Here is a 12,786-nt window from a genome sequence, read left to right as displayed (position 1 = left end):
AATTGAAATCTTCTAAAAATTAACATTTACACCGAAACCAAACTCTCTCCTTCTTGGATAACGACCATCGTCCTCCCCCGGTGTCAACGGATTCGATGTACTGAATTCAGGATCATAGCCCGTATAGTTCGTCCAGGTCAATAGATTTGTCCCATAGATATAGGTCGTAAGCCCTTTCATTTTCAATTTATTAGCCAAATTTGGACTAAATGTATAAGCGAGACGTGCGCTGGCAAGTCGAATAAACGAAGCATCTTCGATGTAAAGACTGTTTTGGTTCGTCTTCATGTTTCCGCGGTTATTTCTTTCAGGATAGTAAGGATACTTGGCCTCATCTCCGGGTTTACGCCATACATTGTATACCATATCCGGTGAGCCAGCTCCAGTATTTGAAGGATAGTTCTGGCGTTGTAACAAAGCGTTATACACTTCTCCACCGATTGCGCCATTGAACAAAACATTTAAAGAAAAGCGTTTGTAGGTAAATGTCTGCATAAAACCAAAATAGAAATCAGGAGTAGGATTTCCCAGAATCATACGGTCATCATCGTTGATCAAGCTATCACGTTTGTTGTTGAGCCACTCAGCATCCCCGCCTTTCAGCTTGCCGTCCGGAGCATACAGATGATGGACCGTACCCTCATAATTTTGACCATTTGATGTATACACTGGTTTACCGTCACGGTACAACGGCTTACCTTGGTCATCGAGCACAAGTGTCAACTTATCCCAGTTGTCGTTATAGGCATTGGATTCATCCCAAGCATATACACCGAGATTTCGCCATCCGTAAAAATTACCGATGCGTCCCCCTTCTTCGAGATACCATTTATTACCCGGAAAGAAAGGAATACCGTCAGCCAGTTTTACCACCTTGCCCCGCTCAAAGGAGATATTTCCATTGATTTCCCAGCTAAAATTTGATTTAACGATCGGTCGGGCACTAACAACAAATTCCATTCCTCGGGTTCGGATTGATCCCACATTTACCTGAAGTTTGGTATATCCGGTTTCCTTTGGCAGTTCCCTTGGATATAATAGATCCGTGGTTGTTTTCACATAGTAGTCCGCAGTAAAGCCCAGCCTTCCATTGAGAAATGTAAGATCTAAGCCCACATTATTCTGCGTAGTCATTTCCCATTTGATCAAATAATTACCCAATGTCGGCGTCATCGCAGCTCCCCCTACGCCATTATAATTTCCGCCAAAGGCTACTTTGGCATACGATTCGTAATCCCCAATTTTATCATTTCCGAGCTGTCCAAAACTATATCTCAATTTAGCATCCTGTAATGCCGGTTTAGCCCATTTCATAAAATTTTCGTCAGAGAATCGCCAAGCGGCAGACCCCGAGAAAAAATTCCCCCATTTGTTACTCGGTCCAAACCTTGAAGACCCATCTCTTCGATACGAAGCCTGTAGAAGGTAACGGCTTTTATAATTGTAGCCGATTCTGCTGAATAAGGAAGCTGTCGCATTTGCAGTCGCCGATGTATAGGTCTTTGATGAAGTCAGATAATCTGGAAATGTAACCAGAACCTCCTCGTTTACACTGTTCAGATATTCAGAGTGGAAACGATCGAAACGTCTACGATCTGCACTGAACCCCAATAGGGCATATACATTATGATCCTGCGCAAATGTTTTGTTATAATTGGCAAATGCCTGGAATTCCCAGGAGAATGTCTTGGTAAATTCATTCGAACCACTGTTCTGATCCTTATTGGCCGAAAGAAAACGAGGCGAAAAACCGGTATTTTGCAAGTTATCCAAGCGCGCATTAAACAACGTTGTCAGCTTTAGATCATTCATTAACTGATAGTCCAATTGGTTGTTAAATTGACCTGAATAGGTTTCGTCAATATTTTGTTCATACAATGCATTGGCGATGGGATTTCGCTTAGATCCAACATAACTCGTTAATGATCCGTCGGGATAATAGATTAATGAATATGCCGGCCTGTCCATCACGACGCGCACCGTGTTGGCGATTGGAATGGTATTGCCTTTTTGCCATGAAAAGGAAATATTGTTGGAGTATCGCAGTTTCGATGAGGCTTGATACTCCACATTGATCCGCGACTGCAAACGCTTTGCGTAGCTATTCAGGATAATAGACTTGTCATCCAAATAGTTTAAACTGCTGTAATAACGAAGATTTTTTTGGCCACCTCCTACACTTAACTTGATCTCTTTCTTTTGGGCAAGATTGCCAAGAAGCAATCGCTGAAGATCATTATCTGCATTAAAGCTTGGATTTAGCGAGTCGATATTGCTATTTTGTCCCTGTATATTTCTAAACTCGCGGACTTCAGCCGAATTGCTCACCGGAATATAATGTGCCAGACGGCCAAAGAGATGATTATAATTAACATTAATCAGAGGTTTCCCTTCGGCACCACGTTTGGTTGTGATCAAAATAACACCATTTGCTGCACGCGATCCATAGATGGAGGCAGATGCAGCATCTTTTAATACTTCGATGTTTTCGATATCCGTAGGGTTAATATTTGCGCCATCTGGATTTATTACACCATCGACCAGATATAAAGGCCCGTTACCACCGTTCAAAGTTGAGGTTCCCCGCACCTGTATGGAGCCCGTTGCCCCCGGAGCACCACCGCCATCATTAACAATCAGTACACCGGCTGCTTGTCCCTGCAGGGCATCAAATAGATTAACAGGTTGTCTTTCCTGGATTTTTTTTGCGCCGACGGAAGATATTGCCCCGGTTAAGTCCCGTTTTTTGGCAACGCTACCATAACCGGTTACAACAATCTCATCCAGTGCATTGTCATTTTCGACCAGCTGTACATCAATTTGTCGCTGCGCACCGACCGTGCGTTCCTCTACTTTCATCCCTACTTGACTAAAAACTAGTGTACTTGTGGGAGTAGCCTCAATCTGATACTTACCGGCTGCATCTGTGCTTGTCCCTTGGTTCTTTCCTTTTACCCGGACGCTTACCCCCTGCAGTGCCTCACCTTTGCTATTGCTCACCTTACCGGAAAGCCTAACATTTTGCTGTGCAAAGAGCGGTAAACCCATACTTCCCATCATTAAAAATAGGCAGAGTACAAAGCACCCCATTTTTGTGATACTTTTCATCATAAGTTAGATATTTATTAATTGGTTATTTATTATGCTAAGGTACGCTTGGCTCCCATAGCCACATTCCGTCACAGCTTCCCTATAGATCGAAGCTCATGACAAAACTATCCGTATTCCTTTATTGGTTATTTTTTTATAATTCGTTATTACCCCAAATATCGCATACTTACGCTCGTCAGAGGGTGTAAATTCTGTTCTTTTTAGCAGTAAAAAATGATCAATTGGCCTCAAAATACACTTTATTAAACCCTCAGGCATATACTATTTTTGGTTTTTCTATTTTGACATAAATTCAAATTTAACCCTTCCATACGTGTTTGGTTTTCCGTTCTGCGCTCCGGATATTTCTCCGAAAAGCTGTCCTTTTGCATTCTTTTTGATCAACACCCGGCGCCATGAATACAGTCCTTTTTCATAATCAAAGCTCACACCATCATCATCGTATAACTGATAATTACCCTCCTTCTCCCCATAGTGACGAATGGTCAGATCAACTTTCTCATCTGGAGAAGGTGCATGCAAGCGGCTGTCCATCATAGGGATAATACCGCCATCTTTGACATAGACCGGTATGCGGTCCAAAGCAGGATCAGCAAGGATCTCTTCGCCATTACCCACATATTTTCCCGTATAGAAGTCATACCAGTTACCTTTGGGCAACAATACTTTTCGGGATGACTCTCCAGCAAATAAAGGCGCGACCAGAATATATTCGCCACACATATATTGATCCTTTACTTCCCTGTTGACAGCTTCCAGGTATGGATTTGTCTCCAGATCCTGATTGCCTAAGACAGCCTTAGCCTGCCCCTGGAAGCCTTCTTCCAATACCATCGCACGGAAAGGCGGTGTACCCTCAAAATGATACTTTGCAAATTCGGAATATAAATATGGCATCAGCTCCATCCTTAACTGTGCATAGTATTTCACCTGATCAGCGACTTCGGGAAAAGACCAAGGTTTTGTCCCGCTGGACCAGGCATTGATCATAGCCATTGGCGAAAAGACAACGGACTGAAAACGACGTAACCATTCCTGTCCTGTTTTCGATCCCCGCACTTCCGGCGTCCATAGTACACCGCAAAATCCACTATTGACCAGTGCTGTGATAAAATCTTGATGACTATAATAGTCGTTATAGATGACATAGGGCAAATTATTGGCTCCCGCATTCGATGCGCGCACCAGCCCATAGGTTCGCGTATTCTTGCTCCGGTATAAACTATCTGTCAGTTTCTGCGCCAGCACACCATAGGTTTGTCGCATCTGGATCCCACTGATACCCGAGGGAAATTTGGCCATATCGGGCCAAAGGTAATAATCGTAGCCATCGACTTCATCCATTTTATAACCACTGACGCCAATATTGAGCTGCGCATCCGTGAATTGTTTAGCGAGGATCTTTCTGGCCTCAGGGTGATTTAAATCTGGTACCGTACCGCTCCATACCGTATGGGAGCCCGTATAAGGTTCGATAGCCTTACTGATCCCCGCTTCGGGTGAGATATATGGGTTCGTCCAGAGATTTAGACGGATTCCCTTTGTGGCCAACTTCTTGATCAGGGAAGCAGGATCTGGAAAACGTCCTTTATCCCATTCAAAGGTACAAGGGTAAGCGCGCGATTGCCATCCGGGCTCAAGGCCAATGAAATCAAGTGGGAAACCATGTTTTTCAAACTGGTCGGCTTCGTTGAGCACCTCTTCAGCAGTGTAGAGTTTCTGTACCCGCTGTGTAAATCCTAGCCCCCATCGCGGTGGCAATGTACCGCCACCACAGAAAAGATTGTATCTTTTGATGGCGTCCAGGGGGTTGATGCCTGCGAAGACATAAATTTCCACGCCTGCAGCCGGGATATAAATCTCCACCGCATCTGAATAAGGGCGCGAGTTCCAGCTTTTATCAGTATTGCGATCCTTAGCTTCTGCCGGCTCCTTTGCATCTTTGCGAACACCCGTCCCCACATAATAAGTCAGGTACTGTGCAGAGTTAACAAGTACACCATAGCCCCTGGAAGAAACATAAAAAGGAACAGGAGCATGTGTACGACCGTTATCTTTACCTCCATAATGATCAACATGCAGGTTAAGGATCTTACCCCGTTGGTGAACAGTTTGGAAATTCAGGCCTAAACCATAGATCTGTTCATTTTTTGTCAATGGCATCCGTACATAGGTTTTCCCATCAATCAGTTCCGCATGAACCTCCATTTTTGGCAATGGAAAATCAGTTGACTGTAGCCGTTCAAGTGTTGTGGCCCGCGGTTTAATAGCAGCAGCACCTAGCAGTGTGTATTTCTCGGGTTGACCGAAGGTGCCTTTCCATACACCCGGATACTGCTCCTTCCACTGAATAGGTTGTGCTTTTGCCTGACTACAGAGCAACAGCATAAGAATTATTAGTATTCTTTCCATTGCAATTATTTTTTTAACAGGGCATATACACACCAAAGTATGGGAGCCTGTCCATGCATATCACCAATCTTTTGTTTTCTGTCCAAATAATACTGATAGTCATTTTTCCGGTTGGTACCTTCACAGACATTCGCGATATCGCCGTCGTTATTAATGTATCCGACAAGTGCCAACCAAGCCCTGCGGGCGATTGGTGCATATTCCTTTTCATCCAGCCAGCCATTTCGCACTCCCGTAATCAAGGCATAAGTAAACATGGCTGACCCGGAAGTTTCCACCCAGGATTCCGGTTTATCAATCAGCTGTCCCCATAGACCGTCTCTCCGCTGATACTTTTTGAGGCTTGCCATCATTTTTTTGTAAGCGGCTAATATCGCAGGCCTATTGGGATTATCGGTTGGTAAGGAAGACAGGAGCTCGCTCATCCCCGCCGCCATCCAACCATTCCCCCTTCCCCAAAAGAAGGGTGCATCCGGCGCATGATAGAATAGACCATTCTCTTTTTGGATGGTATCGAGGTAGACCAGCATTTCATGAGCGGCCCTATCGATGTATTTACGTTCCCCGGTCACCTCAAAGGCCTTGGACTGTACCATGGTAATCATATACATATCATCTATCCAGTAACGTGTCTGCCAGGTCAATCCCTTGTCCAAAAACTTTTGGTAAGTATCCTTCACCGCTTGAGGTGAATCAATGGGGATAGTCCATTGCGCATCGGCGAAACGCATCCCCATCTCCCGAAAGGTTGTATTTTTTGTCTGCTGATAAAGTTCAAGTGGAACGGTTCCAAATACGGCAAAATCCACATGCCAGGGTCGTGGCACGAGATGTTTCTCTGAATCAAAAAAAGGCATAAAGCGTTTGGTAAGCTGCTCAAGTAACACCTTGTCCTTGTTGATATCGGCAAACTTCAGGGCACCATACCAGGTACAGACTTCGGGGTAAGTAATAGATCTGGGGGGCGCCGGTGGTTTAAAGCTGTTATGTGGACTTTCGACAAAACGCTGCGCGACCAAACGGCCAACGGTAATAGGATTGGCCTTCTCGGGCCAATTTTTTAAATCTATGCTTTGTGCCTGGCCATATAGTGCCACGAACACAGCAATACCCGAGAGTATTGACCTCAAAACATTCATCATTAGCTTGGTTTATATTCAGTTATTACACCAAATATCGTTATGCAGCAGCTTTTTTGAGGGGTAATTTTCGGTCATTTAGGTGGAAATATTGTCAGCTTCGGTGGCATAGAGAAAAGACTTACAGATCCCGAATTACGCTGATACTCATAAAAGCCATTAAGACAACAATCGTCGCACCGACCAGTGTCAGCAGTATCGGTTGTTTATAGGTCCCTACGATAGCGGGTTTATAAGCCGCGATCAACATCACAGTCAGTGAGACTGGCAATATAATACCATTGACTGCACCGGCAATAATTAATAGATGAACAGGTTTACCGACAGAGACAAATATGAGCGTGGAAATAACTATAAAGGCAATAATAATCCAATTTTCATTTTTTGCGATACGCTTATTAAATGTTTTAATAAATGAAACGGAAGTATACGCCGAACCGATAACCGAGGTAATTGAAGCCGCGAACATAACCAAACCAAATAGGCGATAACCAAAATTGCCTGCGGCAAGTTGGAAAACCGATGCCGTAGGATTAGCGTCGTCGATCAATGAGCCCTGGCTCAGCACACCAAGTGCAGCCCAAAATAGGCAGACCCTAACCAGCGAAGCGACAGAGATCCCCATGACGGCACTTCTATTCACGGTAGGCAGCGCATCAAATCCTTTTACCCCAGCATCAATCAGACGATGACCGCCAGCAAAAGTAATGTAACCACCAACCGTACCTCCCACTAATGTTATGATCGATACAAAATCTATCTTTACTGGGGCCACCGTCCGCAAAGCGGCCTCTCCCATTGGTGGCGAAGATACCCATGTGATGTAGATAAATGCTAAGATCATGATTGCTCCCATGAGCTGTGTAAAACGGTCCATGGCCTTACCGATCTGTCTGTTTATAAATACGGCAATGGCGATTAATGTTGAAATACAAGCCCCTGTCACAACATGCACACCAAAGAGCGCTTCCAGTCCCAATCCAGCTCCAGCGACATTACCGATATTGAACGCCAGACCGCCGAGAATAATCAGGAGCGAGATAAAACCGCCCAGACCGGGCAATAGCTTATTGGCAATATCCTGCGCCCGCATTTCAGATACGGCGATCACGCGCCAGATATTTAATTGAACACCAATATCAATCAGGATGGACACAAGAATGACGAATCCAAAGCTGGCACCCAGCGACTTTGTAAAAAATGTTGTTTGCGTCAGGAAGCCCGGGCCTATAGCCGATGTGGCCATTAACAAGGCCGCGCCAAACAGGGCGGATGTATTTTTTTGTTTCATCGGATCCGTATATCGTGATCTTTTAATGTTTGATGGATTGTCCTCGCAAACTGTACAGCTTCGGAACTATCCCCATGCAGACAAACGGTATCGGCTTGGATGTCCACTTCCGTACCTTGCACGGAAATCACCTTTCCAGTTCTGATCATATGTAAGACTTGTTGGGCTGCCTGCTCTGGATCATGAATAAGCGCATTTTTATCCGACCTCGCGGTCAATGTGCCATCCTCTTGGTAAGTGCGGTCGGCAAAAACCTCACTATATACGTTCAACCCTTTGTTCCGACCAGCTTTAATCAGTTCACTGCCCGAAAGACCATATAGGATGAGGTTTGGATCGATTGCGTAGATTGCGGTTGCAATTGCATCCGCCAACGCCGGTTTCCTCGCCGCCATATTATAGAGCGCTCCATGCGGCTTCACATGTTTTAATGTTGTCTGCTGTACTTTGGCACATGCTGCAAGTGCACCAACCTGATAAACAACCAGCTCATAGACTTCCCTGGCAGTAGTCTGAATCTCCCGTCTTCCAAAACCTGTCAGATCCTGAAAACCGGGATGGGCGCCTATTTTGACATTATATTTCAGGCCCAGCTGAATGGTTTTCATCATTGTCGAAGGATCTCCGGCGTGAAAACCACAGGCAATATTTGCTGCAGAAACATAAGGCATGATCGCCTCATCATTGCCCATTGTCCAAGCGCCAAAGCTCTCGCCCATATCACAATTTAAATCTATCGTCAGTTGCTTATTCATATTTCAATGCGATTGCTCTTTTCAGTTTAATTAATTCTATGTATCGCTGTTTCAATAAATTTTGCGCTTCATCCAGCTCGATCCGTTCAAAACGGATGTTTTCCTCGGGTCCCTTTTGCGCCAGGAGCGGAAGGTCTACGGTAGCCACCTGTGCAATGACGGGATACCCGCCTGTGGTCGGATGGTCGGCCATTAGGATAATCGGGTTGCCATCGGGAGGTACCTGTATACTACCAAAGGTAACGGCCGTTGACAGCAGTTCCTTTTTTTCTTTTAACAGCAATGGTCTGGACTGTAAGCGGTACCCCATCCGATCCGAGTTTTTGCTAATGGTAAACACATCCGCAAAAAAGCTTTGCAAGGAGTTGCTTTCAAACTGATCCCGTTGCGGTCCATCCATCACCCGGATAACTTTTGTGGACAGGTCGGGATACAGCGTAGGGTCAATACGCCAAGGAAATTGCCTGTGTTCCCCATCATAGGGATTATTAAAGGCAATACGATCCTGTTCTTTGAGCGCCCGACCTTGCCAGCCACCTATTTGTCCTTTGCTATAAGTCGATCTGCTGCCCAGTACTTCAGGGACATCAAGCCCGCCGCGAAAACAGATATAAGCCCGACAGCCCGAATTTGGTCGCCCGAAGGAGAGTAATGAGCCAGCCTCAATCAGGACCGGTTTCCACATCGGTAAGGGCTGACCGTCAACCTGGGGTGACAGGTCTGCTCCCGTCACTGCGATAAGCTGTGGCTGCTCGAAATAAATTGTTGGGCCAAGGAGTGTACATTCTATTGCGGCTTCATTGTCCGCATTTGCCAGTATACTATTACCGAGCAATAAGGCATAGCTATCCATGGCTCCACTGACAGCCATTCCATAACGTTGTAGGCCATAACGTCCCAAATCCTGTATCGTGGTCAACATGCCGCCTTTGATGATTTTAATGCCCATAAGATTCTGTTTTTAGTTGCACAAACTCATCATAACCAATAGGCACAAAGCATACAAGATCCCCCACTTCAAGCAAAGAGGGCTTTTCACGGCTTAGCTCAAACAACTGTAGTGCTGTATGCCCGATAATCTGCCAACCTCCGGGCGTAGCGATCGGATATACACCGGTCTGTTGTCCAGCGATCCCTACCGCTCCGGCTTCGATCCTCAAACGAGGAACTTCTTTACGTGGTGTTGCGATCCGGCCGTCCATCCCGCCCAAATACGGAAATCCAGGGACAAAACCAATCATGTATACCCGATATTCCCGGGAACAATGTATGCGGATAACTTCCTCCTCAGTCAAACCATTGTATTGAGCTACATAAGCGAGATCATCTCCATTGTAATAAACCGGGATTTCTTTTTTCGCACTTCCATAGTTAAAATCATCCGATATATTTTGTAAGGTTATTTGAAGCGCAGCTAATAGTTCCTGATAGGTAATCACTACCGGATCATAGTATATCGTGATTGTTGTGTAGGCGGGGACATATTCGATTACACCGGCCTGTGGACAGTTTTCAAGACAGGTTATGACTTTGCGAATCTGTATATTAATAGCTTCGGAAATTACGTCACCAAAAGAAAAGACGATTGCCTGATCTCCCAGGGGATAATGCTGAATGGAATTGGGCAAGTCTATACCTAAAGACTGCTTGTGGGAACTTCCCATAATTTATATCTTATAATCTATACAAAGATTATAAATACCAAACGATAATCAAATAACAGAATTTAAAAAGCAAGTTCCCATAATCGCTTCGTATTTTTTTGCAAAAACAAGAAGAAAATTATGGGATACTTGCCTTTGCTCTAACCACTCTGTCTGCCTTAATCAGAGTAGAAAGAGTCAATCATTGTCCATGATAACCTGGACAATTCTATATATTAATAAGTCTCGAGTAAATTTACCTCTATCCCTCGGAAATAGGAAGGAAAATAAATTGCCAATTTCAACTATAATGTTGCTATTTTCAATCCGAAATGCATTATTTTTTTGTAATACAACAAACCACTAGGTTCGCACTATAGGTATTTCATTTTTTTTAATTTTAAACACATATGTGTAAGCCATTCTTCTTTGGTTCTTGTAATTAAGCAGGCATATTTTATAAATCAATAAATAAACCTATTAAACTATTCATCCACCTAGTAGCTATTGTCAAAATATTTACGTGCAGTAAACCTTAGTATTTATTAACTCTAACAAAACCTCGAATTAACCGATTTACCCACGTAAATAACTTAAAAGCAAGCTGAGCACAATTATCTATCAATATTCAAATTAAAGAAGCTAATCCTCTAAAATAAAGCTATATACTAATAAATAACGAGTTATATTGCAAAATTCCTAATGCAATATAATTCGTTCAATAAATTGATTACATAAACTTAATACAAATTAAATAAATAATGTGGAAAATTATTTATTTTTATACATAAATCATATAAACAAAATTACATTATGAAAAGTATTATTTTCGCCCTATTATCGATACTATTAATTAGTATCGCTAGCTGTTCAAAACTTGATGAAAAGTCAGAAGTTCCTATAGAACAATCTCGTTCGTTAAAAGCAAATATCACTCAACCCAACGATCCCAACCTTGATCCGAATTGGGATTGGAATAATAGTTCGTTAAACACGGTTAAGGTGTATTATACTACACAGGCAGGTTCGACTATCAATGAACACAATATGTTAGTTCCTTGGAAAACACAGGGAAACCCAATGAATCAGGTCAATCCTGATATAAAAACGGAAGATGGATGGGTCCTAGCCTATAGAGATTTCGGTACGCCTACGAGAGGGGTATATATGCCATACTTCGCAGTGTACAATAAATACCGTGGAATTTTAAGAGTTTTTGTCATGAACTCCCAAAGTATAGGTACTTCTTATTTTTTAGGCTCTTTAAAATTTAGAAACTCAGCTTATACAAATGCGAGTTTATCATTTTTTTCCGACGCAAATTATCTTGACTCCTATGATAAAACAGAAAATCAAGAAGTTATGGCAGTTGCAAATCAATTTGGGTCATGGATAAATTTCGATTTTAATTTAATGAACTATGATCCGAACGTTCAGGCAAATCAAATTTTAGACTTAAATATCAAAAGCGTACTTACTTCACAGATTAAACTTGCTTCAACTGAATTTAGCGCGGTACCACAATATCTTAGTCAGATCACCCCATCTTATGAAAATGGAGTTGGTAAAGTTTTGGCCGACGGAAGCAAAGTTGTGAAAGGCGCTGGAGGGCTCACAAGTGCTTTATTAGACTCAAAAAATCTTCTCGAAAAACTTAAGAGGTCTCAGGATCAAAAAGATAAAAACTTCTTAAATAAGGCCTTAGGTTATGGCGAGATTATCCCCGTAGTGGGAAAGTATCTAGGAATCATTCAGGGATTTTTCGGTGGTGGTGGTTCTACTTCGAGCTTCGACCCCATTGTCAAAATTGAAGGAACTCTCAAGTTAGATGGATCTGTAGTGACGTCTATTCCTCTATATACTATCTCATTGTCAATGAAGAAAGAAGGAAATTTAACCCCAAGTTACTATCAGCCAGTACGCGATATAAAATTTGGAATATTCTCTTTGAAAAATAAAATTCCTATTACAGGAACGATAGATAATTATACTGAATATAATTCAGGCCCTTATGGTACCGATCCTTACACATGGGCTGAAGGATCTTTTGCGGTTGATGGCAATACACTAAAAACAAACAATTTACAGATCAACCCAGCAATTGGTTTAACACTTAAATCCATCAGAATCAAGGCAAGCTCTTCGCCAGGAGGCGGAGATGGTTACGGTTATTTTGTACCGTTAACAAACACTTTTCAATATAACGATTCTACAAGAGAGGGATTTATGATGGGTAATAGCGAAAACTTTAAAATTGGATTGGAACTAATTTTCAAAAGAAATGACGATCCGGATCCATCAAAAGATTTAATTTTCATGAAGGATTTCGAAACGGCGACTGACATTTATGTGGATTACATTTATTACAACTAGACATCGCTAATCGATTTTTGTTAAGTAATAAATCAAAAAGACCGTCCTGAAATTCAGGACGG

At 42.9% G+C, this 12,786-nt stretch carries 8 protein-coding genes; 1 reads left to right on the top strand and 7 read right to left on the bottom strand.

Going from position 1 to position 12,786, the window contains the following annotated elements:
• Positions 1–12 precede the first annotated feature (12 nt).
• From ABDW32_RS07930 to pxpB, 7 genes are all read right to left on the bottom strand, one after another.
• The gene (locus ABDW32_RS07930) at positions 13–3,111 is read right to left on the bottom strand and encodes a TonB-dependent receptor (RefSeq protein ID WP_343561148.1); all 3,099 of its coding nucleotides are present in this window, start codon (positions 3,109–3,111) and stop codon (positions 13–15) included.
• Between the two features lie 276 nt (positions 3,112–3,387).
• Positions 3,388–5,523, bottom strand: coding sequence for a TIM-barrel domain-containing protein (locus ABDW32_RS07925; RefSeq protein WP_343561146.1), 2,136 nt, complete (start codon positions 5,521–5,523; stop codon positions 3,388–3,390).
• Positions 5,524–5,528: 5 nt separating this feature from the next.
• Positions 5,529–6,665 (bottom strand): glycoside hydrolase family 88 protein, encoded by a 1,137-nt coding sequence (locus tag ABDW32_RS07920; RefSeq protein ID WP_343561144.1) that lies wholly within the window; start codon positions 6,663–6,665, stop codon positions 5,529–5,531.
• A 118-nt stretch (positions 6,666–6,783) separates the two neighbouring features.
• Entirely contained in the window at positions 6,784–7,953 is a 1,170-nt protein-coding gene (locus ABDW32_RS07915; protein ID WP_343561142.1) for an NRAMP family divalent metal transporter, read from the bottom strand.
• Complete coding sequence (locus ABDW32_RS07910) at positions 7,950–8,708, bottom strand: 5-oxoprolinase subunit PxpA (RefSeq protein ID WP_343561140.1); 759 nt, start codon at positions 8,706–8,708, stop codon at positions 7,950–7,952. The genes ABDW32_RS07915 and ABDW32_RS07910 overlap by 4 nt, the downstream gene beginning before the upstream one ends.
• The gene (locus tag ABDW32_RS07905; protein ID WP_343561138.1) at positions 8,701–9,657 is read right to left on the bottom strand and encodes a biotin-dependent carboxyltransferase family protein; all 957 of its coding nucleotides are present in this window, start codon (positions 9,655–9,657) and stop codon (positions 8,701–8,703) included. Before ABDW32_RS07905 ends, ABDW32_RS07910 begins: the two co-directional genes overlap by 8 nt.
• Positions 9,647–10,372 (bottom strand): 5-oxoprolinase subunit PxpB, encoded by a 726-nt coding sequence (gene pxpB / locus ABDW32_RS07900; protein ID WP_343561136.1) that lies wholly within the window; start codon positions 10,370–10,372, stop codon positions 9,647–9,649. Before pxpB ends, ABDW32_RS07905 begins: the two co-directional genes overlap by 11 nt.
• A 792-nt stretch (positions 10,373–11,164) precedes the next feature.
• Between pxpB and ABDW32_RS07895 the strand changes: the two genes are divergently transcribed.
• On the top strand, positions 11,165–12,724 hold the full coding sequence (locus ABDW32_RS07895) for a hypothetical protein (protein WP_343561134.1): 1,560 nt from the start codon (positions 11,165–11,167) through the stop codon (positions 12,722–12,724).
• Positions 12,725–12,786 lie beyond the last annotated feature (62 nt).

Source organism: Sphingobacterium sp. (genome assembly GCF_039596235.1).
Lineage (GTDB): Bacteria > Bacteroidota > Bacteroidia > Sphingobacteriales > Sphingobacteriaceae > Sphingobacterium.
Note: the sequence above shows the minus strand (reverse complement) of the source record. Positions and strands in the feature narration are given on the sequence as shown.

What these genes read in the sequence shown, in the direction of transcription:
- ABDW32_RS07895 (WP_343561134.1), top strand. Translation starts at nt 11,165, where the DNA reads ATGAAAAGTATTATTTTCGCCCTATTATCGATACTATTAATTAGTATC.
- ABDW32_RS07930 (WP_343561148.1), bottom strand. Translation starts at nt 3,111, where the DNA reads ATGATGAAAAGTATCACAAAAATGGGGTGCTTTGTACTCTGCCTATTT.
- ABDW32_RS07915 (WP_343561142.1), bottom strand. Translation starts at nt 7,953, where the DNA reads ATGAAACAAAAAAATACATCCGCCCTGTTTGGCGCGGCCTTGTTAATG.
- ABDW32_RS07920 (WP_343561144.1), bottom strand. Translation starts at nt 6,665, where the DNA reads ATGATGAATGTTTTGAGGTCAATACTCTCGGGTATTGCTGTGTTCGTG.
- ABDW32_RS07925 (WP_343561146.1), bottom strand. Translation starts at nt 5,523, where the DNA reads ATGGAAAGAATACTAATAATTCTTATGCTGTTGCTCTGTAGTCAGGCA.
- ABDW32_RS07905 (WP_343561138.1), bottom strand. Translation starts at nt 9,657, where the DNA reads ATGGGCATTAAAATCATCAAAGGCGGCATGTTGACCACGATACAGGAT.
- ABDW32_RS07910 (WP_343561140.1), bottom strand. Translation starts at nt 8,708, where the DNA reads ATGAATAAGCAACTGACGATAGATTTAAATTGTGATATGGGCGAGAGC.
- pxpB (WP_343561136.1), bottom strand. Translation starts at nt 10,372, where the DNA reads ATGGGAAGTTCCCACAAGCAGTCTTTAGGTATAGACTTGCCCAATTCC.